Annotated in this window: 23 protein-coding genes; 15 read left to right on the plus strand and 8 right to left on the minus strand. The window is 64.0% G+C overall.

Features of this window, described 5'->3' with window-relative positions:
• The first annotated feature begins 102 nt into the window (after positions 1 to 102).
• Positions 103 to 1,347: an acyl-CoA dehydrogenase family protein gene (locus ACSFA7_RS20140; RefSeq protein WP_435501017.1), complete on the plus strand. Its 1,245-nt coding sequence runs from the start codon at positions 103 to 105 to the stop codon at positions 1,345 to 1,347.
• A gap of 34 nt (positions 1,348 to 1,381) precedes the next feature.
• On the opposite strand, the gene ACSFA7_RS20145 is transcribed toward ACSFA7_RS20140, so the two are convergent.
• Complete coding sequence (locus ACSFA7_RS20145; protein ID WP_435501018.1) at positions 1,382 to 3,226, minus strand: LamG-like jellyroll fold domain-containing protein; 1,845 nt, start codon at positions 3,224 to 3,226, stop codon at positions 1,382 to 1,384.
• 555 nt (positions 3,227 to 3,781) lie between these two features.
• Entirely contained in the window at positions 3,782 to 4,693 is a 912-nt protein-coding gene (locus ACSFA7_RS20150; protein WP_435501019.1) for an amino acid ABC transporter substrate-binding protein, read from the minus strand.
• Between the two features lie 367 nt (positions 4,694 to 5,060).
• Here ACSFA7_RS20150 and ACSFA7_RS20155 point away from each other — a divergent pair, with 367 nt between their 5' ends.
• Positions 5,061 to 6,317, plus strand: a complete 1,257-nt coding sequence (locus ACSFA7_RS20155) for a hypothetical protein (RefSeq protein ID WP_435501020.1) — start codon at positions 5,061 to 5,063, stop codon at positions 6,315 to 6,317.
• Between the two features lie 26 nt (positions 6,318 to 6,343).
• Here the strand turns inward: ACSFA7_RS20155 and ACSFA7_RS20160 are convergent, their stop codons facing one another.
• On the minus strand, positions 6,344 to 6,901 hold the full coding sequence (locus tag ACSFA7_RS20160) for a MarR family winged helix-turn-helix transcriptional regulator (RefSeq protein ID WP_435501021.1): 558 nt from the start codon (positions 6,899 to 6,901) through the stop codon (positions 6,344 to 6,346).
• A 318-nt stretch (positions 6,902 to 7,219) separates the two neighbouring features.
• Here ACSFA7_RS20160 and ACSFA7_RS20165 point away from each other — a divergent pair, with 318 nt between their 5' ends.
• From ACSFA7_RS20165 to ACSFA7_RS20215, 11 genes are all read left to right on the plus strand, one after another.
• The gene (locus ACSFA7_RS20165; RefSeq protein ID WP_435501022.1) at positions 7,220 to 8,134 is read left to right on the plus strand and encodes a LysR family transcriptional regulator; all 915 of its coding nucleotides are present in this window, start codon (positions 7,220 to 7,222) and stop codon (positions 8,132 to 8,134) included.
• A 166-nt stretch (positions 8,135 to 8,300) separates the two neighbouring features.
• Positions 8,301 to 8,795 carry a type IV pilin protein gene (locus ACSFA7_RS20170; protein WP_435501023.1) on the plus strand — a complete coding sequence of 165 codons (495 nt, stop codon included), beginning with the start codon at positions 8,301 to 8,303 and terminating at the stop codon, positions 8,793 to 8,795.
• On the plus strand, positions 8,792 to 9,379 hold the full coding sequence (locus ACSFA7_RS20175; RefSeq protein ID WP_435501024.1) for a pilus assembly FimT family protein: 588 nt from the start codon (positions 8,792 to 8,794) through the stop codon (positions 9,377 to 9,379). The genes ACSFA7_RS20170 and ACSFA7_RS20175 overlap by 4 nt, the downstream gene beginning before the upstream one ends.
• Entirely contained in the window at positions 9,376 to 9,804 is a 429-nt protein-coding gene (gene pilV, locus ACSFA7_RS20180; protein ID WP_435501025.1) for a type IV pilus modification protein PilV, read from the plus strand. The genes ACSFA7_RS20175 and pilV overlap by 4 nt, the downstream gene beginning before the upstream one ends.
• Positions 9,801 to 10,925, plus strand: a complete 1,125-nt coding sequence (locus ACSFA7_RS20185; RefSeq protein ID WP_435501026.1) for a PilW family protein — start codon at positions 9,801 to 9,803, stop codon at positions 10,923 to 10,925. Before pilV ends, ACSFA7_RS20185 begins: the two co-directional genes overlap by 4 nt.
• Entirely contained in the window at positions 10,922 to 11,542 is a 621-nt protein-coding gene (locus ACSFA7_RS20190; RefSeq protein WP_435501027.1) for a pilus assembly PilX family protein, read from the plus strand. The genes ACSFA7_RS20185 and ACSFA7_RS20190 overlap by 4 nt, the downstream gene beginning before the upstream one ends.
• Positions 11,539 to 15,306: a pilus assembly protein gene (locus ACSFA7_RS20195; protein WP_435501028.1), complete on the plus strand. Its 3,768-nt coding sequence runs from the start codon at positions 11,539 to 11,541 to the stop codon at positions 15,304 to 15,306. Before ACSFA7_RS20190 ends, ACSFA7_RS20195 begins: the two co-directional genes overlap by 4 nt.
• 31 nt (positions 15,307 to 15,337) lie before the next feature.
• Positions 15,338 to 16,039, plus strand: a complete 702-nt coding sequence (locus ACSFA7_RS20200; protein ID WP_435501029.1) for a hypothetical protein — start codon at positions 15,338 to 15,340, stop codon at positions 16,037 to 16,039.
• On the plus strand, positions 16,036 to 16,578 hold the full coding sequence (locus ACSFA7_RS20205; RefSeq protein WP_435501030.1) for a GTP-binding protein: 543 nt from the start codon (positions 16,036 to 16,038) through the stop codon (positions 16,576 to 16,578). Before ACSFA7_RS20200 ends, ACSFA7_RS20205 begins: the two co-directional genes overlap by 4 nt.
• Positions 16,578 to 16,970, plus strand: coding sequence for a roadblock/LC7 domain-containing protein (locus ACSFA7_RS20210; protein ID WP_435501031.1), 393 nt, complete (start codon positions 16,578 to 16,580; stop codon positions 16,968 to 16,970). Before ACSFA7_RS20205 ends, ACSFA7_RS20210 begins: the two co-directional genes overlap by 1 nt.
• 56 nt (positions 16,971 to 17,026) lie before the next feature.
• Complete coding sequence (locus tag ACSFA7_RS20215) at positions 17,027 to 17,386, plus strand: hypothetical protein (protein ID WP_435501032.1); 360 nt, start codon at positions 17,027 to 17,029, stop codon at positions 17,384 to 17,386.
• Between the two features lie 132 nt (positions 17,387 to 17,518).
• Here the strand turns inward: ACSFA7_RS20215 and ACSFA7_RS20220 are convergent, their stop codons facing one another.
• From ACSFA7_RS20220 to ACSFA7_RS20230, 3 genes are all read right to left on the minus strand, one after another.
• Positions 17,519 to 19,303 (minus strand): tannase/feruloyl esterase family alpha/beta hydrolase, encoded by a 1,785-nt coding sequence (locus ACSFA7_RS20220; protein ID WP_435501033.1) that lies wholly within the window; start codon positions 19,301 to 19,303, stop codon positions 17,519 to 17,521.
• A 370-nt stretch (positions 19,304 to 19,673) separates the two neighbouring features.
• Positions 19,674 to 19,853: a hypothetical protein gene (locus ACSFA7_RS20225; RefSeq protein WP_435501034.1), complete on the minus strand. Its 180-nt coding sequence runs from the start codon at positions 19,851 to 19,853 to the stop codon at positions 19,674 to 19,676.
• Positions 19,854 to 19,929: 76 nt separating this feature from the next.
• Complete coding sequence (locus tag ACSFA7_RS20230; RefSeq protein WP_435501035.1) at positions 19,930 to 20,139, minus strand: hypothetical protein; 210 nt, start codon at positions 20,137 to 20,139, stop codon at positions 19,930 to 19,932.
• Positions 20,140 to 20,586: 447 nt separating this feature from the next.
• Here ACSFA7_RS20230 and ACSFA7_RS20235 point away from each other — a divergent pair, with 447 nt between their 5' ends.
• A complete protein-coding gene (locus ACSFA7_RS20235) occupies positions 20,587 to 20,964 on the plus strand; it encodes an HU family DNA-binding protein (RefSeq protein WP_435501316.1) in 378 nt (125 codons plus the stop codon).
• Between the two features lie 362 nt (positions 20,965 to 21,326).
• Here ACSFA7_RS20235 and ACSFA7_RS20240 read toward each other — a convergent pair whose 3' ends face one another.
• Both ACSFA7_RS20240 and ACSFA7_RS20245 read right to left on the minus strand, forming a co-directional pair.
• Positions 21,327 to 21,695 carry a hypothetical protein gene (locus tag ACSFA7_RS20240; RefSeq protein WP_206173838.1) on the minus strand — a complete coding sequence of 123 codons (369 nt, stop codon included), beginning with the start codon at positions 21,693 to 21,695 and terminating at the stop codon, positions 21,327 to 21,329.
• Between the two features lie 272 nt (positions 21,696 to 21,967).
• Entirely contained in the window at positions 21,968 to 22,627 is a 660-nt protein-coding gene (locus ACSFA7_RS20245; protein ID WP_435501036.1) for a Crp/Fnr family transcriptional regulator, read from the minus strand.
• 869 nt (positions 22,628 to 23,496) lie between these two features.
• On the opposite strand from ACSFA7_RS20245, the gene ACSFA7_RS20250 reads away from it, so the two are divergent.
• Complete coding sequence (locus ACSFA7_RS20250; protein ID WP_435501037.1) at positions 23,497 to 24,867, plus strand: EAL domain-containing protein; 1,371 nt, start codon at positions 23,497 to 23,499, stop codon at positions 24,865 to 24,867.
• The last annotated feature ends 38 nt before the right edge of the window (positions 24,868 to 24,905 follow it).

The following is a 24,905-nucleotide window of genomic DNA, read 5'->3' on the forward strand; positions in this document are numbered from 1 at the left end:
AAGCGCCGTCGTGCAGGAGACAGCCAGGCGGCCCCGGGCCGGGCACCATGGCGCACGTTCATTCCTCGACGACCCGCAACCCCGAACCCGGAAGACACCCGCATGGAATTCGCCTACACGCCCAAGGTCCAGGAACTGCGCACGCGCCTCCTCGCCTTCATGGACGCGCACATCTACCCGAACGAGAAGCGCCAGGCCGACGAAGCGCATCAGTCCTACCTGAATGCACAGAAGAACGGCGGCTTCTACACCGGCCTGCCGCTCCTGGAGGAGCTCAAGGAGAAGGCACGCGCGGCGGGCCTGTGGAACCTGTTCCTGCCCGAGACCGCACATGGCGCGGGTCTCACGAACCTCGAATACGCACCGCTGTGCGAGATCATGGGCCGGCGCTACTGGAGCGCCGAGGCCTTCAACTGCAGCGCGCCGGACACGGGCAACACCGAGGTGATCGAGCGCTACGGCTCGGCCGCGCAGAAGGCGCGCTGGCTGCAGCCGCTGCTCGATGGGCAGATCCGCTCCGCCTTCGCGATGACCGAACCCGCCGTCGCGTCTTCGGACGCCACCAACATCGCCTGCAGCATCCGGCGCGAGGGCGACGACTACGTCATCAACGGCCGCAAGTGGTACATCACCGGTGCCATGAACGAGCGCTGCAAGCTCTTCATCCTGATGGGCAAGACGGACCCCGACAACGCCGATCGCCACCGCCAGCAATCGATGATCATCGTGCCCGCCGACACCCCCGGCATCACGGTGCTGCGCGACATGGCGCTGGTCAATCACTACGACGCACCCTTCGGCCATCCGGAGGTGCTGTTCGAGAACGTGCGCGTGCCGGTGGACAACATCCTCCTGGGCGAGGGCCGCGGCTTCGAGATCGCGCAGGGGCGCCTGGGCCCGGGGCGCATCCATCACTGCATGCGCATGATCGGCATGGCCGAGTCGGCGCTGGAGATGATGTGCGGGCGCGTGGTGTCGCGCGTGGCCTTCGGCAAGCCGCTGGCCGAGCAGGGCGTGTGGCGCGAGCGCATTGCCAAGAGCCGGATGCTGATCGACCAGACCCGCTGGATGGTGCTGCACGCGGCCTGGCGCATGGACACGGTGGGCAACAAGGTGGCCGCCAAGGAGATCGCGATGATCAAGGTGATCGCGCCCAACAACTGCATCCAGGTGATCGACGACGCGATGCAGGCCTTCGGCGCGATGGGCCTGAGCCAGGACACGCTGCTGGTGAATTTCTGGGCCTATGCCCGCCACCTTCGCATGGCCGACGGCCCGGACGAAGTGCACCGCAACGCGATCGCCAAGCACGAGCTTGCGGGCTATCGCCCGAAGCAGAAGGCCTGAGGAGGCCATCCGGCCTCTTGCTGGCCAGGCCACATCAGGCCTGGGCCAGTGCAGCAATCTCCGCCGGACCCAATGCGCCGCTGTAGAGGCGCAGATCGTCCACGCGTCCCTGCAGATCGGGGTCGGCCGGAAACTGCGAACGGCCGAGCCAGTTCTGCGTCGTCTCGCCGAGGTCGGCGGGCGTGAGCGTCATCTGTGCGTTGGTGCCGGCTATGACGCCGTCCACGTACAGCGTTCCAAGCGTGCCCGACAGGGTGACCGCGACATGCACCCAGCGCCCGGTAGCAAGCGCCGCCGTGCCATCGATCATCTGTTCGTTGTAGCCGTGGACCGTGGAGATCCCGTAGCGGACCACGCCGGTGTTGCTGCGTGCCGTGAGCATCATGTAGCGGCGCGAGCCGGAGCCGAAGTCGAACACGCGAGCCCACGTCGCGGCGCTGTCCAGGAAGACCCGGACCGAGACCGTGAAGTCGGAGGCGTTCTTTGCCAGGCCCGTTGGAAGGCTGACAGGCGTGCGCGCGCCGCCGTCGGGCTTCCACTGCAGCAGCAATTCGGGCGGCACGGACACGCGCGCTTCGCTGGACGGTGCGCTCTCGCCCGAGGCGGTGGCCGCGACGATCACGTAGTGGTACACGCCGGTCGCGCTGAGCGCGGTGTCGTTGAATGTGAGCACATCGGTGATGCCCGATGCGATCACGCTGTAGGGGCCGCCCGCCTGCGCGGCGCGGCGCACCGAGTAGCTCTGCGCACCGGTGCAGCCCCACCATGACAGCACCACCTGCGTGCCGCGCAAGCGCGCGGTCAACCCGCTGGGCCGCCCGGCTGTCGGGAGCGGATCGCGCGTGAAGGTCAGCGTGCCGAATCCCAGTTCGTCGCCTTTGCCGCCGTCGCCCTCGGGGCGCATCTGGATGGCTTGCAGGGCGGTGTAGGGGGTGGCGATGCCCAGGCGATTGGCGTAGTGGTTGTGCACGCTTTCCCAGATTCCCCGCCGATGCCCCAGGGCGCCTGTCGACAGCACGGACTGCGTGCCCTGCCTGTTGATGTTGGTGACGTACGGCACCGTGTGGAAGCCGCCGTTGCCATCGGGAAGGTTGGACTTCGCCACGTACTCGGAGCCGGCCAGGAAGCGGTTGTTCTCGTAGCCGTAGATGTCGTCGCCCTGGTTCCAGGCCATCTCGCAGAAGGCGCCCGCAAGCCCTATGCCGAGCGTGCAGTGGCCCTGGTCGCGTCCGCTTTCCTGCCATTGGCCAAGGTAGCCGGGATGCACGTGATAGACCGCCTGCAGGCCCGCGCCGTTGCCCTGGCCCGTCTTGTAGTAGCTGATCGCCTCGTCGTAGATGTCCTGCCGGTCGCAGAGCACGCCGATCGCCAGCATCGAGGCCATGGTGCACTGGTCCCAGTTGGCCCAGTAGTTGGTGATGCCGGTGGCGTTGGTGCCGTTGTGGTCGGTGAGGAAGCTGTGGTTGAGCGGGTAGAAGATGTCCAGCATCATGGTCTGGAAGCGCGCGAAATCGGCCGGCGCCCAGCCTGGATACGTGCGCATGATCTCGGCCGCGTTCGCGAACTCGTAGCCGTAGATGCCCGCCGCGAGAAAGCGGTCCGCATTGCCCGTGAGCTCCTTGAGCGTGGAGGACCACTCGTTCAGGAAGGTCACGGCAAGGTCGGCATAGCGCGTGTCCTGCGAGACCTTCCAGCGCAGCGCGAGTTGATATGCGCGTGCGACATCGATGTAGAACTGCGCGAAGTTCTGGCCGTCGCCGCCCCGCACCACCCTGGCCAGCGGACGCGGCTTCGCACCGAGTTGCGCGCGGCCGTTGCCTGTCAATGCATTCCAGCCGGCGAGCCATGGTTGCGCCTGGTCATTGACCTTTTGGCGCATGCGCTCGAAGTCGCTCTCCGTGTGAAGAAGGCCGGGGTGGACGAACTTGCGTGCCTGGGGAGGAGACGGCGGGGGCGGGGCCACCGCGGGATCGCCAGGCTCGCTGGAAGGGTCGGCTGCCGTGGGAGTGTCCGGTGGCGCGGCCCCCACAACAGCCCCTCCGCCGACGAAGCTGCCGCCTCCCCCTCCGCAAGCCGTGGTGCCCAGCGTGGCAAGGCCGATTGCGCCCACGAAGAAAGTCCGGCGATCCAGGGATGTGTTGTTTTCGTTGTCGAGTGAATTCATTGAGAAGACGAATGTGTGATGTGTGGGGACCGCAACATGCGCGCCGTGCTTTTGTTGTCCATCGATTGCAGAGGCCTATAAGGAGAAACGGTGCATGAAGAACGCTCGGGCTGACAAGGCATGTCTTGCAGTTGACGTTTCGTGGCACATGGCACTTTCGGCGCGCCATGAAATGTCAGCCGGTGCCCGACCGGGGGAGTCATCGGGCTATCGCCCGCTCCCGCAGCAGTGCGGCATGCATCGAGAACCTGCACGCGTGCGTTGTTCTGCTCAGATCGAATGGCCGAGCACCATGGCGACGCCGGGCTGCTTGTTCGGCCGAACAAAGCTGTCGCGTGTCAGGCGTCCCATCTTGATGGTGAGCGTGCTGGTGTTGAACCACTTGTCATAGAGTTTGTGGATCTCGCCACTCGCATACAGCTGCGCGAGGCTGCGGTCGACAGCGGCCAGCAAGGCGGTGTCGCCCTTGCGCGCCATCACGGCGTACGGCTCGACCGACAGCGCAAGCCTGCTCAGGCTGAACGCATCGATCGTCTTGTCGTTCGACACGAGACCTTGCAGCAGCGAATCGTCCTGCGCGAACGCGCGCACCTTGCCTTCCTTCAGGGCCTTGAAGGCCTCGCTGTTGTTGTCGTAGGTGGTGAACTTCGAGTCGCGCAGTTCACCCTCGGCGAGTTGCCTGAAAAGCTTCTCCGAGGTCGTGCCCTTGGTCAGCGCCACCGGCTGCTTCTGCAGATCCTTCACCGTATCCACATGAAGGCTCTGGCTCGTCAGAACGCGCATCCCCGCGACGAAGAAGGTGTAGCTGAAGTCCACCTTTTCCTGGCGCGCCATCGTATTGGTCGTCGAACCGCACTCGAGGTCGATCTCGCCGGCGAGCAGCTTGGGAATGCGGTCCGGGCCGGACACGGGCTTGTACTGAACCTTGATGTCGGGAAGCTTGAGCTCGCGCTTGATCTCCTCGACAGCGTTCATGCACAGGTCCACCGAATAGCCCACGGGCTGTTTCTGCGCATTGACGAAGGAAAAGGGCGCTGCGGCCTCGCGAACACCGAGCACGATCGTGCGTGTTTCGCGGATCTTGCTCATCGTGTCGACGGCGGCCTGTGCCGGCAATGCCGCCAGCGCGAGGGAAAAGGGAATCAACGTGGCGCGCAGCAGATGCACGGAAAGAGGGGACATGAGGTACGGCTCGCAGGTGTCGCACAGGAACGTGAGCACCGATTGTTTGGAGAAGCGTGTACTTTTCACTAGCGATGAAAATGGAAATCAGACACTCAGTTTTCAGCGCAATGGGCGCGAATGCCGAGTGCCAGACGCCGAAGCCGCCATCCAGCTTCCGCGTCATTCGTCCCGGGGAAGCAGCGCCATTTCCCTGAAAAATGAGTGGCTGTATCTCATGCGGCCGCCTAGTCGAAAGCGCTCTCAACTCAAACAATCCTCACCCTCGGTGGCGGAGGTGGGTTGCTTGTGGCTGCGGCGGTCAGCCGGTCGCAGGCGAGAGGTCCTGCGCCACATCTTTCAATCCAGAAAAACTATTTCCATGAACATGTGTATCCGACGAGGCGTTGCCGTGCTGATGTTTTCAGCGTTCCTGTCCAGCTGCGGGGGCGGTGGCGGTGGCAATCAAGGCAGCGGCTTCGCGGGCCTGCCAGGTCTGGGCGGCAGCAATGCCGGCGCCCAGGGCGGCGATGGCCAAAGCGGTGGCGAAACGGGCGGTGGCGGCACGGGCAATGCAGCCGGCGACGCTTCGGCCGTTGCGGCGACCTCCGCCTTGGTGACCAGGCTGGGCAAGCCCGCCCGGGTGCTGGTCGGACTCGGCTCGAGCAGCATCGACGAGATGAAGCGCCAGGACATTCATCCGGACATCGTGGACACCTACCTCGTGGGCGTCGGTGCAGGTGCCTGGCCCACATGGAACAGCCCCGAGGGCGCATACCTCACGTTCACCGCGCAGGCCATCCAGGCCTACGATGCGGTTCCCATGTACACGCTCTACCAGATGACGGCGAACGGCGAGGGCAACCTGGGTGGCATCAACGACGCGACGTTCATGAACAAGTACTGGGCGCAGGTCCGGCTCATGTACCAGCTCATTGCAAACCTCGGCGGACCGGTTCTGATCAACCTGGAGCCGGACTTCTGGGGCTTCGTCGCATCGCAGGCGCCCGGTCGCGATGCGACGCGGCTGCCGGCCTCCGTGAGCAACCAGCCCGAATGCGCCGGGCTGCCGAACACCGCCGCGGGCCTCGGCCAATGCCTCGTGCAGATGGGCAGACAGATCGCGCCCAAGGCGCTGGTGGGGTTCCCGCCCTCCTTCTGGAGCGGCACCGCAGCCGAGATCGGCGCGCAGATGCGCGCGGTCGGGGCGGGCAAGGCGGATTTCATCGTGGCCCAGACCAGCGACCGCGATGCGGGCTGTAGAGAAGTCGCATCTCCGCCCGCAGAGTGCCAGAACGGAAGCGCTCCGTTTTATTGGGACGCAGGCAACAAGACCAGCCCGAACTTCCACGACTCCCAGAAGCAGATCTCGGACTACCGCGCAGTGCTGGGCAACGACCTTCCGATCCTGTGGTGGCAGACGCCGATGGGCGTGCCGTCCGACACGCCCGGCACGGATCGGCACTACCGCGACAACCACGTCGACTACATGCTGCGCAATGCCCAGGAATACGGCGACATCCACACCTTCGCCTTCGTCTTCAGCCCGGGCGGCAGCCATCAGACCTCGATCGCCACCGATGGTGGCCAGTTCGCCCGCCTCTCGGGCCAGTACCTCGCGCGAGGCGGTGCCGCCTTGAAGTAGCGATCAGCTAGTTGCGGGACAGCACACTAGGTCAGGCAGATGTCGATCTGCCTGGACCAGTGATGGCGCGTGCCACCCGCGCGACGATCGGCTTTCTCCGGGACGGCACGCTGTGCATTCAATGCGTTGCCGCGCGACTCGAGCAGATACAGGCACCGGAGAAAGATGCCGTGGTGCTCGGCATCGAGGCCTCCGAGAAGGTCGATGTTGAGATCGGCGATGCGTGGGAACAGCTCGTCGAAGAGTTGTCGGCCGGTATCGCTCAATTGCACGTGGACTTCGCGGCCGTCATCGGCGTTCTGGCGCCGTTCGATCAGGCGCTTCTCGAAAAGGCTGCGCAGGCCCCGCGATGTGCGCACGCGGTCCAGCTGCAGCTGCTCGGCAAGCGCCGAGGGCCGGATTTCTCCGACCTGCGCGAGCATGCCGATCATTCCCCACTCGCGATGCGTGATGCCGAAGCCTCCCTCCACGATGCGCGTCGCCATCGCCCTGCTGGTGCGCGTGGCGCGCCACAGGCGGTAGAGCAGGAGGTCGTCCAGTGTGCGCGGCGCGCGCAGTGCTGTCGTATCGGGAAGGGCTTGCATGTGGGTAAGGGCTCGTAATGAAGCTGCCGGTAATTGATTAGGTCAATTGATCGTTATGTTTCTATAACGACCAACAGACGACATGCTGCGGCAATTTGCTGCGAACGGCGAGCTTTTTCTCAAAGTACATCGCCCTCTCGGGGATGTCAGCTGCCGTTCAGCGTGTTGCGTGAGGGGCGTACCTCAAATGAGCCGCCTGGCTTCTCTTTGGTGCGCCGTGAATGCCCCTGATTGGTGCTTTCCAAAGCCCTCAGGAAAGTTGGAGACGTATCGAAAAAAAGCCGGCTCGAACCTGGCAACAACAACAGGAAGAATCCCATGCTCGATCTGAATGAAGTGGCGATGTTTGTACAGGTGGCGCGCAGCGGCAGCTTCGCCGAGGCGGCACGACGGTTGAGCGTGCCTTCCGCCACGGTAAGCCGGCGCATCCAACAACTCGAGGCGCGGCTTGGCACGCGGTTGATGCAGCGCTCGACCCGCAAGCTCACGCTGACCAGCGCCGGCGAATCCTTTCACGAGCGATGCGGCCCGGCGGTCGAGGAGCTCATCGAAGCCGGTCAACTGCATGTGGCGGACAACGCGGAGCCGACCGGCACGGTCCGCGTGACCGCGCCGACCAGCTTCTTCGATTTCTTCCAGATGGAATGGGTGGAGACGTTTCTGGCCGAGCATCCCCTGGTGCGCCTCGACTTCGTGCTCAGCGATCTCCTGGTCGACCTGATTGCCGATCGCATCGACATCGCATTTCGCGGCGGCCCGCTGCAGGACTCCTGCTATGTGGCGCGACGGATCTTTGCGAGCTATGGCGAACTGACCGCCAGCCCGGCCTATCTGGCGGCGCATGGCGTGCCCATGTCCCTGGAGGACCTGAGCGAACACGAGTGCGTGGTGCAGCCCGATGTCAGCGGCAACGCCGTCTGGCGCCTGCAGGACGCAGAGGGCGTGGAGAAGGACGTGCGCGTCAGAGGGCGCTTCAACAGCAACACGCAGACGGTGTTGCGCCAAGCCGCGTGCGCGGGTCTGGGCATTGCCGCGCTGCCCTCCATCCTGACGGCCTCCGACATCGCTTGCGGCAGGCTGGTGCGGGTGCTGCCCGCGTACACGCGCGCCGGCCGCGGCCTGAGCGTTGTCTACCCCAGTCGCCAGCAGCGTCCGCTGGCCGTTTCGATGTTCGCCGACATGGCGGTGGAAAGACTGAGCCAGCAGGGTTGGGCGCCCGCATCTGGTGCATAGCTGGCGTGAGGCCACGGCATTGCCTTGAAAACTGAGTGGCTGCATTTCATTCGTCGATCTAGTCGAAAGCACTCGTTACCGCAAACAATTGTCACATCAGTTTCTTTGTGACACCGACGCGAAGTCGGTTTTTTGTGGTTGGAAAACAGCAATGCAAATACAAATCTTGAGGGCAGCGAGACGGCAGCGTGCGGCCGTCGTCGCGGGTCGGAGCATTGCCGGCTTCACGTTGATCGAGGTGATGATCACCGCGGCCATCGTGGCCATCCTTGCGGCGATCGCGCTGCCCAGCTATCGCGATTACGTGCTGCGCGGCCAGCTCGTCGATGGCACCAACGGCCTGGCGGCCATGCGTGCGGACATGGAGCGCTACTACCAGGACAACCGGACCTATCTCAAGACGGGTTCATTCGTGCCGCCTTGCACCGCCACCGCCAGCAGGGCCAACGTCTCGGGCACCTTCCAGTTGTCGTGCGCGTCGGCGCCTGCTGCCACATCGACCACCTACACATTGCAGGCTGTGGGCAGCGGGCCCACCAAGGGGTTCACTTTCACGGTCGACCAACTCGGTCTTCAAAGCACCACGATCGAGGGCGTCTCCGGGTGGACGGGTTGCGACAAGGCCTGGGTGTCCAAGCGAGGCCAGGCGTGCCCGACATGAACAACCACCGACGCCATGCGTCCGGTTTCACGCTGATCGAGATGATGGTGACCGTCACGCTGCTGGGCATCCTGACGATGCTGGCCATGCCGTCGTTCACGACCTGGATCGCCAACAACAAGGTTCGCACCGTGAGCGATTCGCTGCAGAACGGCTTGCGCCTTGCACAGACCGAGGCCCTGCGCCGCAGCCGGCCCATGGTCTTCTCGCTCACCAACAGCGCCGCGCCGCAGAACGAACTGACCGCCGTGGCCGACGGAAGCAATTGGTCGCTCAACGTTGCCAAGTCGAGCCTGGACGCAAGCAACGTGTTCGTGCAGGCCGGCGTGCTGTCGGATGTGGCGGCCGGCGTGAAGGTCAAAGGTGCAGCGGCCGTCTGCTTCAACGCCATGGGCCGCCTCGTGGCGAACAGCGATACCGGCGTGGACGGCGCGAGCTGCAACACCGGCTCGTCGATCTTTGCCTACGACATCGCTGCGAATGGCTCGGACCGGCCGCTGCGCGTGCTGCTCGGCCTGGGAGGGCAGGTGCGCATGTGCGATCCGGCCCGAAAACTTGCAGATTCTCCCGACGGTTGCCCATGAAGAAACGTCTTTCGAAGAAGCCCTCCGGCGCGAGGCAGTCCGGCATCGCCCTGCTGGAAGTGCTGGTCTCCGTCCTGCTGTTCTCGCTGGGCATCCTCGGGCTGATCGGCTTGCAGGCGCGCGCCATCAGCCTTTCGACGGATGCGCAGGACCGCAACCGCGCCGCCCTGTTGGCCAACGACATCGCCAGCGCGATGTGGCTGGGCAAGTCGGTTGCGGTGAACACGGGCGCCGGTTCGACCTGGCAGAAACGCGTGAGCGACACCGCCAGCGCAGGCCTGCCGAACGGCGCGGTGAGCGTCATTGCGGTGTCGGGCACCACCAACAGCGCCGACATCGCGATCACCTGGAAGGCGCCCGACCGCTCAGGTGCGAAAGCCGAACCACAGAGCAGCACGCTCACCACGCGAGTGACGCTCCCATGAAGCAGCGCGGTCTCACACTGATCGAACTGCTCGTCGCGATGCTCATCGGCCTGATCGTGACGCTGGCCGTGGCCAGCATCGTCGTGGTGGGCGAGACGCACAGGCGCGTCACCACCTCCACCAACGACATGGAGCAGGCCGGCGCCTACGCGGCCTATGTGCTCGATCGCGCGCTGCGCAGCGCCGGCTCGAGCCTGGTCCAGTCGGTGCAGCCGACCGACCGGGGTGTGTTCGGCTGCAAGCTCAATGCGGCGGCCCTGCTGCCCGCTGGCGCCTTTCCCGCGCCGTTCAAGAAGTCCTTTTTGCCCGGCACGACGTCCGACCTGCGCGTGGCGCCCGTGCTCATCGGCAAGAGCCAGTCCGATACCGGCTCCGACGTGCTGGTCGTCATGGGCGGCGACGCCGTGGCCGGCGGCGTGCCGCGCGGCCTGACGGACCCGGGCAGCGCGACGACGCTCGCGATGGACAACACGGTCGGCGTGTCCGCAGGCGACCTCGTGCTGGTCAGCCAGCAGGGCACGACGGACTGCCTGCTCGAACAGGTCTCGGGCACCACGGCGAAAGTGCTGACGTTGGGCGGCGCCTACTACACGGCCGGCAAGTCCACCTCGCTGGAGACATTGGCGGCCAGCACCTCCACCTATGTCACGCCGCTGGGCAATCCCGCGAACGGCAACGTGCAGTTCCAGCTCTTCGGCGTGGGCGACAACCGCACGCTGGTCGGCTACGACCTGCTGCTGGGTGCGGGCGGCGCGACGCAAGCCCTGGCCGATGGCGTGGCCGAGTTGCATGCCATCTACGGCGTGGACACCAACGGCGACGGCATTCTCGACGGCTGGACGGACCCGGGAGCTGCGGGCTTCGACATCGCCACCGTCATGCAGACGCCCGAGACGATGCGCAAGATCGTCGCCGTTCGCGTGGCGCTGGTCATGCGCAGCGCGAACAGGGAAAAGGAGGCGGTGTCGCCCGCCAGGCTGAAGCTCTTCGGCGACGACTTCCAGGACGCTGCGAAGAATCCGATTTCACAGACCGTGACGCTGGGCGACGACGACCAGCACTACCGCCACCGGGTCATCGAATTCACCATCCCGCTGCGCAACATGCTGCTGCTGCCATGAAGATTCCAAGCTCCTTTCCGCGGGCCGGGCGCCAGCGCGGCGTCGTCCTGCTGCTGTGCCTCATCGTGCTCGTGATTCTCCTGGCTGGCGGGGTCGCGGTGGTGCGGTCCATGAACACCTCGCTGACCTCCGCCGGCAACCTGGCCTTCCGGCGCGACCTCGTGAACCAGGGCGAAAGGGCCGTGTCCTTCGTGCTGGCCAACAAGCTGGCCAGCGGCGGCGCGCTTGCGAACGCGACCGACGATCTGCCGGGCGAGAACTTCAAGGCGACCAAGCTCGACACCAACACGCAGGGCGTGCCGCTGGCGTTGCTGGACGACAAGACCTTCGGCACCGTCGGCAAGGCATCCAACGACCTCACCGATGCGGTGGCGCAGGTCAGCATCCGCTACGTGATCGATCGCCTTTGCAGCAGCACCGGGCCGGCCACCAGCACCGGCTGCGTGCAATCGTCCGCCGCCCCGGCCGGCGGCACCGCCAGTCCCACGCCGCCGCCGGCGCCACCCACCGCCACGATCTACCGCCTGAGCCTGCGCGTCAGCGGTCCGCGCGACACGCAGGTGTTCATGCAGTCGACGTTCACCAAGCCAGACCAGGAAGGCACCGCATCCCCATGACAAGCGCTTTTTGTCGTTCATCGACCGTGGCTTCCGGCATCGGGGCGATCGCGGCCGTCTGTCTGGGCCTGTTGTCGTGCCCGGCCGCGCTGGCGGCCACCGCCAAGCTGTCGGACCAACCTGTGTTCGCGTCCTCCGATGTGCCGGGGAATCTCGCGCTGGCGCTGTCGGTGGAGTACCCCACCGCGATCAGCGTGGCCAACCTCAACGACTACGCGGATGCCACGGAGTACCTGGGCTATTTCGATCCGCGCAAGTGCTACACGTACACCTACGTCGAGCCGGCGGTGAAGAACGGCGCTGCATCCGACAGCTACTTCCAGCCGGCCGGCGCGTCCACCGGCACCAACAAGCACAGCTGTTCGGGACAGTGGAGCGGCAACTTCATGAACTGGGCCACGATGCAGACCATCGACCCATTCCGCTGGGCGCTCTCGGGCGGTTACCGCAGCGTGGACACCACGAGCGAGACCATCCTCGAGAAGGCGTGGGGCTCCAGCCAGGGCAACACCACCAATTTCCCGCTGCGCGGCACCGATCAGGGAAACGGGCACAAGCTGCCCAAGGCATTGGTTTCCGCCGTCACGCCGTTCAGCAACTGGAACAACTTCAACACCAGCATCTGGTCGCGCGGCAACACCATGGTGTTCACCGGAACGGGCGATCCCACGGGGGCCGGGGACGACCTAGTCAAGCTCGACGCCGCAAACAGGTCGAAGAGGGCGGACGCCGTCTACCAGGTCTACGTCCGCGTCAAGGTCTGCGACACCTCGGCCGGTGCCGGCGGCGTGGAGGCCAACTGCGTCAAGTACGGCACCAACTACAAGCCGGAAGGGCTGTTGCAGCAGAACGCCAACAAGATCCGCTATGGCACCTTCTCGTTCCTGAACGCCGGCGGCATGGCGCAGCAGGGCGGCGTGATGCGCGCGCCGATGGGGTTCATCGGCCCGACCTATCCGCAGCCGCTGTCCACCGCGGTGGTCACCAACACCCGCGGCGAGTGGGATGCCACGACCGGCATCATGAACACCAACCCCGACGCCGTTTCGGCCACGGCGAGCGGCGTCGTGCAGAGCGGGGTGATGAACTACCTCAACAAGTTCGGCCAGTCCGCCAAGAACTACATGATGTACGACAACGTCAGCGAGCTCTACTACGCTGCCGTGCGGTACTTCGAGAACCTGGGCAACGTCCCCGAATGGACCAACTCGGTGGCGGCCAACATGGAGGGCAGGGAGGCCAAGCTCGACGGTTTTCCTGCAGTGACCGACTGGAGCGGTAAGGACCCCATTTCCTACTCGTGCCAGAAGAATTTCATTCTGGGCATCGGCGACGACCACACCCACTACGACTACAACGTGGGCGGAAGCGCGGTGACGAGCTGGCGGGGCAATCCCGCGACGGTCGCCGCGGACTCGCTGAACAAGGCGGATGCATGGACGAAGAACCTGCAGACGCTGGAAGGCTTCAAGGCGCCGACGCCCTGGTGGAAGGCCGGCGGCTCCGATGCGACCTACTACATCGCAGGCCTTGCCTATGGCGCGCACGTCAACGATCTGCGCCCCGACCTGGCCGGCATGCAGAACATCTCGACCTACTGGATGGATGTCATGGAGTACCAGCGGGCCGAGGACCTGAATCCCTATTACCTGGCCGCCAAGTACGGCGGCTTCAGCGTGCCCGCGGGCTACGACCCGGCCAACACCACCGTGCCGCTCGCGCAGGAATGGTGGAACACCGCGGGCGACAGCATCGACATGAACGGCAACAAGCGCCTGCGGCCCGACAACTACTTCCTGGCCGGCAATGCAGGGCAGATGGTGAGCGGCCTCAGGGCGGCATTCACCGACATCGCCAACGCCATCAAGGCCTACACCACGTCTTTCTCTCTTTCCACGGCGCAAGCCGCTTCCACCGGCAGCGCCTCCTACGCATCGCAGTACGACTCCAAGGGATGGACGGGCGTGGTCACCGCCAGCAAGCTCACCTTCGCCAGCGACGGCACGCCGTCCGCCGCACCCGTCTGGACAACCAGCACCACGCTCGAAGCCCAACTGGCCAATGGCGGCTGGGACACGGCGCGCCGCGTCGCGACATGGGACGGCAGCAAGGGCGTGGCATTCCGTGCCGGCAGCGTGACCTCGGCGCAACTGGCCGCCCTCGCGCCCGCCTACGCCAGCACCACGAGCAGCACCGATTACCTCAACTACCTGCGTGGCGACCGCAAGAACGAAGGCACCTCGACGGTGGCCGCAAGCACACGGGCACTGCGCAGCCGGTCCCTGTTGCTGGGCGACATCGTCAATTCGAAAGTCATGCCCGTCGGGCCGCCCGCGACCGGCTTCTCGGAGAAGAGCAACCCGGGCTACACGGCCTTCAAGACGAAGTGGGCCGCGCGCCCCACCATGGTCTACGTCGGCGCCAACGACGGCATGCTGCATGCATTCAATGGCGCCCTCGACGGCACCAACCCCGGGACCGAGCAGTTCGCCTACGTGCCGAGCGCCTTGTTCCAGGGGCCGAACGGCACGCCGCAGGTGGACGGACTGGTGCAGCTTGGAAATCCCAAGTACGCCCACCGCTACTACGTGGACGCAACGCCGCAGGCCTTCGATGTGGACCTGAACAGCGCCGGCGGCGCAATCACCACCGCGAGCAACGGCAACGGCGCCGATTGGCACAGCCTGCTGATCGGCGGGCTGGGCAAGGGCGGCAAGAGCTACTACGCCATCGACGTGACCGAGCCGGCAGGCATGACCAGCGAAGCCGCGGTGGCCGGCAAGGTGAAATGGGAATTCACCGACGCCACGATGGGCTACAGCTACGGCGCGCCCACGGTCGTGAAGACGAAGAAGTACGGCTGGGTCGTGATCCTCACCTCGGGCTACAACAACAACGACGGCAAGGGCTACCTGTACATCGTCAATCCGAAGTCCGGTGCACTGCTCGAGAAGATGGGAACGCCCACCGCCTCCAGCGGCCTGACGCAGGCGTCCGCCTATGTCGCCGACCATGCCGACAACACCGCGGATGCCGTCTACGCGGCGGATCTCGACGGGCAGCTCTGGCGCTTCGATCTCACCGCAGCCAAGGGCAGCAGCTCGGTCTACCCGGCGCCCACCTTGCTGGCCACGCTGACTGACGGATCGGGCAATCCGCAACCCGTCACCACCGCGCCGCTGATCGAGATCAACCCCGTCACGCGCAAGCGCTTCGTGCTGCTCGGCACCGGCAAGCTGCTGGACGCCTCGGACGTGAATTCAAAGGCACCGCAGTCGTTCTACGCCATCGTCGACGGAACGGCAGGCGGCTTCAATGCAGTGACCGCTCCCATCACGCGCAGCCAGCTCACGAAGGTGGACGATGTGCTCAAGGGCATCAGCCTCTCGAACACTTCGGCGGGCTGGTATCTGGATCTGGGTGTCGACACCGGTGTCAGCTGGCGTCTTGTCTCCAGCCCGGCGGCCTTCAACGGCATCGTGGCTTTCTCCAGCCTGCTGACCACCGGCGACGCCTGCAGTCCTTCGGGGCAAAGCCGGGTCTATGCCATCAACTACGGAACGGGGACCTCGGTGCTGCTGCCTGCCGGAACCGCCTACCAGAGCTTCCCGAGCGCCGTCACCGACCTGCGATTCGTGAGCGTGGACGGGTCCACCCGCATCGTCGTCGGCACCGACGGGAAGCCGGTGCCCGTGAAAGCCGATCTGTCGAAGGGCATCTCGCTGCGCCTCTTGAACTGGCGTGAAGTACCGGCGGTGAACTGATGCGCAACTGTGTGTGCAAGGAAGGCGAGACATGACCGTTCTGAGACTCGGCGTCTACAGGTTGCCCGCACCCGAGGCGGCCGTGATCCGGACCATCGTCCAGCTGTATGCGAGCGACGTTGCCTTTCCGTGGACCATGGTCAATGTGCCGCCCTACGACGCACTGCTTGTCGACGAGAGCGCGACAGCCACCGAGCGCGCCGAGTTCGCCCGCATTGCTGGCGCCGTGCTCGCGCTCACGCGCAGGAATTCCGGCAGCTCGCCCCACACGCTGGAGCGTCCGATACGCGCCGACAAGCTGCAGCAATGGCTCAAGAGCACCGAGCGCGCATTGCTGGCCACGCGGCCCGTGCGTTCGGCGATGGAAGAGCAGGCCGCACTGGAGATCGAGGTGTCCGATTCGGTCCGCTTCACGTTGCGACGCTGGCCTTCGGCCCTGTTGCTGCGCAACGACCCCGACAATGTGCGGATGGCCAGCCTGCTGGCGCGACGCACGCTCAGTGCGATCGAGCTGGCCGAACTGGGCGAGATTGCTCTGCCCCGGTGCGTCATGTTCCTGCAGACGCTGCGCTCGGCGGGCATGCTGGAACTGCATGTGGCACCGGTTGCCACAAGGGCGCATGCGGAAGAGCCGCCGCGCATGCAGGGAAATTCCGCCCCGGCGCGCAGCGAGTTCATGCGCGGCCTCATCGGCGGCATCCGTCGCCGACTGGGCCTCGGAGCGACGCGATGAGGGAATACAAGATCCTCTTCACCGGCTCCGTGGGCTCGGGCAAGACGACCGCGATCGGTTGCGTGAGCGACGCGGCACCGGTGGTGACCGACGTGCGCAACTCCGACGCGTCGATCGACAAGGAGCGCACCACGGTGGGCCTGGACTTCGGCCTGCTCACGCTGGAGAGCGGGGACCGCGTCCGCATGTACGGCACGCCCGGGCAGCCGCGCTTCGAATTCCTCTGGAAGATCCTGGTGCGCAACGCGTTGGGCGTGATCGTCCTGATCGACAACTCGCGACCCGATCCGCTGGCGGACTTGGCCATCTACATGACTGGATTTTCCGAAGCGCTTCGCACGATGCCTTGCGTCGTCGGAGTGGGGCGGCTGCGGGCGCATCCGGTGCGGACCCTGGACGACTACGCGGAAGCACTCGCTGCAACGGACCGGGTGCATCCGATTCTTGAAGTGGACGTGCGAAACAGGAGCGATGTGATCCTGCTGATCGACACGCTGCTGGTGCAACTCGAAGCTGATTGTGGGAGAGAGACAAAGTGATGGATCGACAAGACCTTTCCCGTACGGCAGCCGCGCATGCGCAGCGCGAGGCACGCAAGCTGGTCGACGAGCTGGACGGCGTGACGGCCGTCGTGGTCGCGACCATCGACGGCTTCAACGTGGCCTCCGCGGTCATCGGCAATGCGGACCCCGTCCGCGTCGCGGCAATGGCCAGTTCCATCGTGGCCATTGCCAGCGTCGTCTCCGAAGAGGCGCGCCTGGGTCGCCACAAGAGCGTGATCGTGCAGACGGACTCGGGCTTCGCCGTCTTTTGCAGTGTGCCCCGGCGCGACGTCGAACTCGTCATCAATGTGCTCGCCCACGATGCGGCCGTGCTGGCGCTGGTGGCCTATCGCGCCGCGCAGCTGGCCAGGACCCTCACCGACGCATGACCCACCGAGCGGCAAGGCCGCATTTTTTTGAACCACTTTTTTTACTGGAGAACAACTTGGCAACCATCAAGCAGACCCTCGACGACATCCTGACCATCGACGGCGCCATGTGCGCGGCCGTGGTCGACTCTGCCAGCGGCATGATCCTTGGCGCCGCCGGTGCGGGCGTGGACATCGAGGTCGCTGCGGCCGGCAACACCGAGGTCGTGCGTGCCAAGCTCAAGACCATGCGAGCGCTGGGCCTGAACGACGTGATCGAAGACATGCTGATCACGCTGGGAAAGCAGTACCACATCATCCGTCCCTCGGCCTCCAAGGAGGGGGTGTTCATCTACGTCGTGCTGGACAAGCAGCGCGCGAATCTCGCGCTCGGCCGCCGCAAGACGCAGGACGCCGACAAGCACATGGAGTTTTGAGACCGCTCATGCTGGCGAGCGCCCGTTTCGGAGTCCGCGCTTCTATCTATCGCGTGGCCAGCGGAATTTAGATCGCGGAGAAAGCGGGCGATCCATGTCGATGGCCAATCAAGCACCGCGTGTTGACCATTGCTATTTGCAAGCGAAGCTGGAGGCCAGCTCGACGTCGCCGCTCACATAGGTCGCCACTTTGGGGTACGGGCACAGCGGCCGCGTCCGGGTGGCCGACCAGGCGCCGGGCAATTCCGTGTTGACCACGTTGGCGCCCGCCCCGCGCGCAGCGGCGGCGACCGAGTCGGGCGCCTTGCCCTTCTCCACCCACGCCACCAGCGGGGTCAGCATGTCGAACTGGTCCGTCGCAGCGCCTCCTGCGCAGTGGTTCATGCCCGGCACCGGGAAGAAGCGCGCAAAGCCGGAGGCATCGCCGCCATTCGCCGCGCGCAGCTCGTCGTACCAGCGCGTGGTGTCGTCCGACGAGAACACCGCATCGCTGGTGCCGTGGTAGACCATGAGCTTGCTGCCGCGGTCGCGCAGCGTGGCGAGGTTGGCCGGGTTCGGCGGCGTCATGAAGGACATGGCCGACTCGGTGTAGAGCGCGGTGGTCGCGAAGATGCCTGGTGCGTCGGCGTCCATGCTGAAGCCCAGCGCGAAGTCGATGCCCGACGGGCGGCTCGTGCCCAGCGGCGGCGCACTGAACACGAAGCCGACCGCGGCGGTGTCCAGGCTCTGCGAATTGGAGAACTTCCATCGCCGCCAGTCGGCGCGGTTGATGCCCGCGTCGTAGGGGAAGCTGCTGTAGAGCGCGGTGCCCGCGGTGTTGCGTGCACCGGTGAACACGTTGTCCAGCACGGTCTTCTGCGCGGCTGTGAGGCAGGAGCCGGTGCGGGCGCCGCCGCACGTGGGCACATCGGTGGCCAGCGTGAAGGCGGCCTTGCATGCCTGCACGTTCGCGACGAGGCCGTCGGCGGCACCGTCGAGCGCATCGCACTTCGACAGCACTGCGCCAGCGACCGTGTCCATCTCTGCTTGCGTGAAGGCGGTCTGCAGATCCGGTTTGCCGGCAGGCGTGTTGGCCGTGGTGACCTGCGCATATTGCTGGACGCCGTAGAGTTGCGCGACCGCCGCCTTCGGTAGATTGAAACCCGGGTCACCGGCCAGGATGCCGTCGTATTCGTTGGCAGAGCGTGCGGCGGCAACCATCGCGTGGCGCCCGCCATTGGAACAACCACCGAAGTAGGAGCGGTCCGCCCCGCGGCCGTAAGCCTTGGCGATCAGGTTCTTGGCCATCGGCGTCAGTTGCGCCACGGCGTTGTAGCCGTAGTCCAGGCGAGCCTGGGGGTCGATGCCGAAGAATGGAATCTGTGAACCGGAATGCCCCGCGTCGGAACTGATCACCGCGAAGCCCATGTTCAGCGCGGTGGTTGTGGGCGCGCCGCCGCCAACGCCGCCTGTTGCCGGAACCACGCTGCCGTCGAGCCCGCCATTGGCCTGATAGAAGAAGCGTCCGTTCCAGTCGACCGGCAGGCGCATTTCAAAGCCGATGGCGTAGACGCGGCCGTCGACGCTGCTGGTGCGTTCGTTCATCTTCCCCTGAACCAGGCAATGCGCCGACGTCGGGGTGCTCACGCCGGTCACCGTGAGCACGCCTGCGGCAACCGAGGTCACGCTGGTGTAGACCGTGCCGGTGAACGCCGCCTGGCTTGCAAGGTCGGTGCACGACTGCAATGTGCCGGGACGAGCCTCCGAGGAAGTTGCGGGTGGCGTCACGACGGCCGGCGGCGAGGTATTCGGTGCGACAGGAAAGATCGGAAAAAATCCGGCGTTTCCCCCGCCGCCTCCGCCGCACCCTCCGAGCAAAGCGGCCGTACCCACCACGGCCCATGCCGTGCGCCATGACGATGACCCGATGCGATTCATGCTTGTCTCCTGGGACGGCTATTTGCCGGCTTTAAGGTTATTGAAGATAACCAATATAGTTTTCAAACATAACTAAAAAACGAGGAAAAACCCGAATGCGGCGAGATCTGATCTCTCGGATCGAGGTCCGCCGCGAGGTCGTGGAAATGGCACAGGCCAAGCGCTCCTTCAAGCCTGTCAAGGAAGCTGAGCAATGAAGGTCGGCGTGCGCGACCACAGTGCAGTACATGGCGGCCGCGGCGAGTCGTGGCACCCATCTCTGAGCCGCCCCGCAGTTAACTGCGTCGCGGCGGCGGCTTCGGAAAATGGTCGTGAACTCGAGCAACACCCGATGACCAGTGATGTTCGATTGCAGTCGACTTGCCTCTCCTCACGGATCGGCGCGCGGGCGTCTTGGCGACACGGGCTTGCTCTCCTGGTATCTCTCCCAGAGATAAAGACCGGGCAGGGCCAGAAGATGCGCAAAGGCCGCGATGAGTCCGGTTGCGAACAGCGCGACAGCGAACAGCGGCATCGCCGCAATCTCCAGAATCGTTCGGATCAACTTCATGTTCATCGTTTCGGACCCCGGGTGTCCTGTGAGACGCAGTTGCTGCGCGTGTGGGCGCAACCGCCGATGGGTGTCATCACCGCTTCGCCAGCGCTTGGCGGCCGAGTTCAGTGATCTGATGCACCCGCGCCTCGGCGTGCCTGGGATCCGAAGAGATCACGACGGCCTTGATGAAACCGACCGTGTGGAGCATTTCCACACAAGTGACGCCCGGCTGCCCGGTGACGATGAGCGGAAACTCGCGCCCTTGCAGTTCGCGCAGAAAATCCTTCGGCTCAAGCTTCATTGTCGCGCGGCCTCACGGTGGCGAGCTTTCGCGGGCCATCGGCGACCTCCTGTCTGCCGTCGGCGCCTCCATGGCAACCCATTGGCATTCCGGACGCGCCCGCTTGCAGTCCCGCCGTCGATCAAACGATCCGTCATACGTGCTCTCTTAAATGCCCGTTTCAGTGCACAAGCACTTTCGGCATCGGTGAAGACTGGCGCTATCCGCCAAAGGCGACGCCGGCTGCCCGTACCTGTCCTACGTTGCGCGAAGGGCAGGTCGCAAAGGGGTACTGCGACGCGTATGGGTGTGCCGCTCTGGCGTTGACGGCGGCGGCCGCCGCTTCTCTCGGGCCACGAGCGCGGGCGTCGTTCGGTTCGCCGCGCGCCGGGCTCTCTCGGCGCTGCGGCTACACTGCCGCCGCTCGCCGCGGGCATCCGCCTGCGGTGGGCACAGGCCCTGAGCCCGATTTCTCGTCATAGGAATAAATCAACAGTGAACCGCATCGAACTCGTCGAAAAAATCGCCACCACCCACACCGTCAGCAAGGCCGAAGCTGCGCGCATCCTCGAGACCGTTACCAGCGCGATCGTCGCCGCCGTGAAAAAAGGCGATCCCGTGCAGATCGTCGGCTTCGGCACTTTCAAGCAGGTTGCGCGTGCGGCGCGCACCGGCTTCAATCCTCAGGCCGGCACCAAGATCAAGATCGCGGCGCAGAAGGTGCCGAAGTTCGTGCCTGGCGCTTCGTTCAAGGCGGCGGTAGACCCGAAGGCAGCCAAACGCAAGGCGGACAAGGTTGCGGCCGCCAAGCCTGCCGCCAAGAAGGCTGTTGCAAAGAAGAAGTAAGCATCGCGCAGCAATGCGCAAGCGAGCGTGTGGCCCTTCGGGGCCGCTTTGCTTTGCGGGCTCTTTCGCAGCTACCTTTGAAGTAAGCGCCGCGGGCAGCTAGCGGTCGGACGGCGCTGCTGATTGCGGTGGCAGCCGCGATCTGCTCTGCGATGGTCGTATCAAACGCAGAGCTTAAAAAATTGAGTGCTGCGACTGGCAGCAATTCGCGGTCCCGGAATTTTCGGTATGCAAGAGCGAAGCTCACGGTAACGGTATCGCCTGCCACCACTTCAGTATCAAGCCTGAGTAGTGTTCATACCTAGACCCTTGCCGTTTCCCCCTGACGCAGTGCGTTCTGTGCAACTCGCGGAGCCAAGCCTCTAGTCTCTCAAGTTCTGAAGGAACACCGCCGCGATCATGGCGGCCGCTCGAGCGTCTTCGACGATGTCCTCCAAGCGCAATCGAGACCCGTTTTCCCGGCGAAGATCGATCGTGTATCGCAGAACGAGATCTCGGTCGGTCCTAAAAGATGGACTGCTTTCCAACAGCCAGTGATTCACTTCCGAGCGAGATGCGAGACGGAACAATGCACTTACCGGGAAGGCCGCGCGATATTTCTCGCCAGTCTGAAAGTGCAGGTTGAACCGGCAGGGGACCGTATCGTCATCCGACGAGCGTGACGACCAAGCGGCTTCATATTCGGTCGATACACCAATTGACCGGCCTTGTCCCGAACTGCTTATCTGCATGGAATTGATCTAGATGCGTTTTGATGCAATGAGAACGAAAGGCGTAAGAGCCGACTATAAATTTCGAAAGCAGCACCCGGGTCGAGCACTGCGTTGTTTCTTACTGCACTTGTGATGCAGGACACACATCTGAGTGGTCGCCGCGATGTCTCGAAACTCGACGAATAGGCGAGATGTCGATTCGTTGGATGGCAGCTGCGATCTGACGTATCGCAAATTGCATGAAGACCTGATCCTCTTGTCCTGAACTGCTTCGACGTTGACGCCGTATCTCAGGAATCGTTGGGCAGCGATGAGGGAGGCGTATTCCTGGCGTCCATTCGCAGATATACAGCGTGATCGTCTTTCCAAAGCAAACCGCGCAGCTCCATGCTTCGCATGGTCCTATTGACGATTTCGCGCGAAAGTGCCGCATACGAGGCAATCACTTCCTGCGAGATCCGCTTGTCGTAGCCTCCTTTGCGAGCCGGTGCCAAAGAGGTGAGTTCATGAAGAACGCAGGTGATCAATGGTTCCGACGATAGTGAAGAGATGCGGTGCAAATGGACGCGCAGGTTTGCGATGCGGTCCATGATGAGTCTGAGAAATTCGAACGCCACCGGGGGATGTCTTCTGCAAATTGCCCAGATGTCCTCCGCCGGGATGAAATAGACGGAAGCGGGCAAGGCTGCGACGAGGGTGGCCCTTGCATGGAGTGCCGCGTCGCTCATCTCGAGGTTCAGGCAGAAATCTCCTTCGCGAACGAAGTCGGTCGTGACATCGTCATCGACCACCACGCGAAGCAGGCCGGTAGCCACCAGGCATATTTGGCCGCTCCGCTCACCCTTTGCGTAGAGAGTCTCGCCGCGCCGATATGTCCTGAGCTCACTGCGACCGACCAGGAATTCGCGCTCGGGCACCGGGAGGCGTTTGAGGAGGCTGTGCAAAGACATGGGCGTAAAAAAATCAAGATCAACCCGGTCCGCACGGCCCACGGGACTGCAGTGGTTTCCGACGATCAACTCGAGTGAAAAGGGGATGCGGCATCCGCACGTGGGTTGATAGCCCGCTGCGCCGCGGGCTTCAGGCGGCGGCGGAGGCATCGGCTCGGCCGGCTGCGGCTGGGCCTCGGCGCACCAGGGTGGTGCTGCCCGTCAGCAGGGCGCGGTCGCGGAGAAAGGGAGGGATCTAATCCGGTGGCTCCTTGGTGTGGATGTCCAAAGATCTCACACAACGTGCCAGGGCATGAATCCTTTGAAATCAATGACTTGCGCGCGCGGATGGCGCGCCGCTGGATGATCCCAGGACGCCTGGGTGTCCGGTTTTCGGACGCCTGCCAACTTGAGCGATTGAGTGACCCTTCAGGTGCCGCAGCTGCATCACACTATGGGAAATCTCATGCTCATCGCGGCGAGTTGTGAGCTGGGACACATTCATGAATCAAAAGTGAATGCGAAAACCCACTGATATCCGTAGTATCAATTTGTTATCAGTTGCCCACGGAGTTCGCCGGGTGAAGGTGCTTAGAGCCAGCTTTCATCGACGATGAAGGCTGCCAGGCCCGCTAAAAGATTTTTTCCGTGGATCGGCTTGTGCTGCCAGTTCCGAAGGGCAGCGCCATGGCGCCCTTTTGATTCGGATCTCGTGCGGACATAACCCTTCGTCGGCTGTGCATGTGCCGTCGCGCGGGGGACCAAGGGGACAGGTGCGTACGTCCGCGTCTGATCAAGCCGCAACCTCTGTTCACCCAATTTGGCGGGCGGAGACCATTAATTGAAGCACGCGTTTTCCAGCTCTGAAAAATTCGTCCATCGAGGATCCAATGTCCGCTCTCCCGCAGATCGCCGATATGCCCTTTCGGTCGTGCATGTCGACCGTGCCAACTCAGGCGCCGAGCAATTGCTCCTTGCGGAAAGTCTCGCAGCCTCAACTCCATGCGCCCATCCGGAGAGCCTGCGCCTTCGTTCTTATCGAGAATTTTCCGCAACTCGCTGAAGCCTATGACCTGGACTTCGCGAAAAGCGTGAGTCGTGAGATCAGGCAGCGGCTTTGCGCTCGTTTCCTGACTTCAGTCAAAGCCGACCTTGCGTGTCTACGCGATGACTGCTTTTTGTTGTGGAGCAATGATTTCTTCATGAAAGACGATTGCTCCGCTTTGGAACAGTCCGCCAGTGAGCAACTCGAATTGCTGCTCTCGGCGCTTGGAAGCGAGCCCATATCCGCCAGAGGGATCACGGCGTTGGCGCGATTGCATGTGAACTGGATCGATGTGCAAGCGCCGGACCAAATGGGCGATTCGGAGATCGAGCTCACGCTATGGACCGCCCAGCCCTTTCCCGACGCACATGAAAAGCCCACCGATGGGTGGCTACAGAACTATCGTGCCGACATGGACGTGGCCGTCCGTCTGAGTGAAGCACTCCGGGCCGGGCGTCTCACTTTCGCATGGCGACCAGTCGTCAACGCCTACGCTTCGGCATCGACGCTTTACTGGGAAGCACGTCCGGAAGCATTGGTGTACTCAGATCAGCAGACATCGCTCACGCCGGAGGTGTTCCTGCCATGCTTGCAGCGCCTCGGCCTGACTCGCGCGTTCGACAGGCTGGTGGTACGACAGGTCATCGACGCATTGAGACATCAGCCCTTGGTGCAGCTCGGGGTAAGTCTCTTTGCACAAAGCGCGCGAATTGATCACTGGTGGGCGTCCGTTCTGTCGACTTTGAAGTCTTCTCCCGAACTGGCGTCCCGCCTGACAGTGGAGATTTCCGATTCGATGGCGTTCTCGAGTCTGCAGGCGGTCCGAGATTTCTGCGCCAGGCTCCGGTCGTTTGGCTGCCGGATCGCCATCAAGGATTTCGGTGCTGGGCGCGGCAACCTTGCTGCAGCCCAAGCCTGCCGCCCTGACATCATCAAACTCGAGGCATCGTTCCTTCGGCGGGCACGGGAAAGTGAATTCGGCGGCGAGTGTCTTCGCGACATGCTGACGCTCTGCGGCCATTTGGCGATGTACGTCGTCGCTGACGGGATCGAACGCGAAGATGACCTGGGCGTCGCACTCGACGCCGGTGTGCAATGGGTTCAGGGCTATCACCTGCGCGGTACCGAAGAACCCTCAAGACTTGCATCACCGATGAGTTCAATTCAGCGGAGCCTCGACGTAACCAAGGCGACGTATTGCGCTGAAACGCGATGAGGGGTTGATGCATCCTCTGGTCGCCGCGCGATCGAACC

Source organism: Variovorax trehalosi (assembly GCF_051216415.1).
Taxonomy (GTDB): Bacteria; Pseudomonadota; Gammaproteobacteria; order Burkholderiales; family Burkholderiaceae_C; genus Variovorax.

Excerpts from the sequence above, each read along its gene's own strand:
- ACSFA7_RS20140 (WP_435501017.1), top strand. The coding sequence starts at position 103 with ATGGAATTCGCCTACACGCCCAAGGTCCAGGAACTGCGCACGCGCCTC.
- ACSFA7_RS20145 (WP_435501018.1), bottom strand. The coding sequence starts at position 3,226 with ATGCGCCAAAAGGTCAATGACCAGGCGCAACCATGGCTCGCCGGCTGG.
- ACSFA7_RS20150 (WP_435501019.1), bottom strand. The coding sequence starts at position 4,693 with ATGTCCCCTCTTTCCGTGCATCTGCTGCGCGCCACGTTGATTCCCTTT.
- ACSFA7_RS20155 (WP_435501020.1), top strand. The coding sequence starts at position 5,061 with ATGTGTATCCGACGAGGCGTTGCCGTGCTGATGTTTTCAGCGTTCCTG.
- ACSFA7_RS20160 (WP_435501021.1), bottom strand. The coding sequence starts at position 6,901 with ATGCAAGCCCTTCCCGATACGACAGCACTGCGCGCGCCGCGCACACTG.
- ACSFA7_RS20165 (WP_435501022.1), top strand. The coding sequence starts at position 7,220 with ATGCTCGATCTGAATGAAGTGGCGATGTTTGTACAGGTGGCGCGCAGC.
- ACSFA7_RS20175 (WP_435501024.1), top strand. The coding sequence starts at position 8,792 with ATGAACAACCACCGACGCCATGCGTCCGGTTTCACGCTGATCGAGATG.
- pilV (WP_435501025.1), top strand. The coding sequence starts at position 9,376 with ATGAAGAAACGTCTTTCGAAGAAGCCCTCCGGCGCGAGGCAGTCCGGC.
- ACSFA7_RS20185 (WP_435501026.1), top strand. The coding sequence starts at position 9,801 with ATGAAGCAGCGCGGTCTCACACTGATCGAACTGCTCGTCGCGATGCTC.
- ACSFA7_RS20190 (WP_435501027.1), top strand. The coding sequence starts at position 10,922 with ATGAAGATTCCAAGCTCCTTTCCGCGGGCCGGGCGCCAGCGCGGCGTC.
- ACSFA7_RS20195 (WP_435501028.1), top strand. The coding sequence starts at position 11,539 with ATGACAAGCGCTTTTTGTCGTTCATCGACCGTGGCTTCCGGCATCGGG.
- ACSFA7_RS20200 (WP_435501029.1), top strand. The coding sequence starts at position 15,338 with ATGACCGTTCTGAGACTCGGCGTCTACAGGTTGCCCGCACCCGAGGCG.
- ACSFA7_RS20205 (WP_435501030.1), top strand. The coding sequence starts at position 16,036 with ATGAGGGAATACAAGATCCTCTTCACCGGCTCCGTGGGCTCGGGCAAG.
- ACSFA7_RS20210 (WP_435501031.1), top strand. The coding sequence starts at position 16,578 with ATGGATCGACAAGACCTTTCCCGTACGGCAGCCGCGCATGCGCAGCGC.
- ACSFA7_RS20220 (WP_435501033.1), bottom strand. The coding sequence starts at position 19,303 with ATGAATCGCATCGGGTCATCGTCATGGCGCACGGCATGGGCCGTGGTG.
- ACSFA7_RS20225 (WP_435501034.1), bottom strand. The coding sequence starts at position 19,853 with ATGAAGTTGATCCGAACGATTCTGGAGATTGCGGCGATGCCGCTGTTC.
- ACSFA7_RS20230 (WP_435501035.1), bottom strand. The coding sequence starts at position 20,139 with ATGAAGCTTGAGCCGAAGGATTTTCTGCGCGAACTGCAAGGGCGCGAG.
- ACSFA7_RS20240 (WP_206173838.1), bottom strand. The coding sequence starts at position 21,695 with ATGCAGATAAGCAGTTCGGGACAAGGCCGGTCAATTGGTGTATCGACC.
- ACSFA7_RS20245 (WP_435501036.1), bottom strand. The coding sequence starts at position 22,627 with ATGTCTTTGCACAGCCTCCTCAAACGCCTCCCGGTGCCCGAGCGCGAA.
- ACSFA7_RS20250 (WP_435501037.1), top strand. The coding sequence starts at position 23,497 with ATGTCCGCTCTCCCGCAGATCGCCGATATGCCCTTTCGGTCGTGCATG.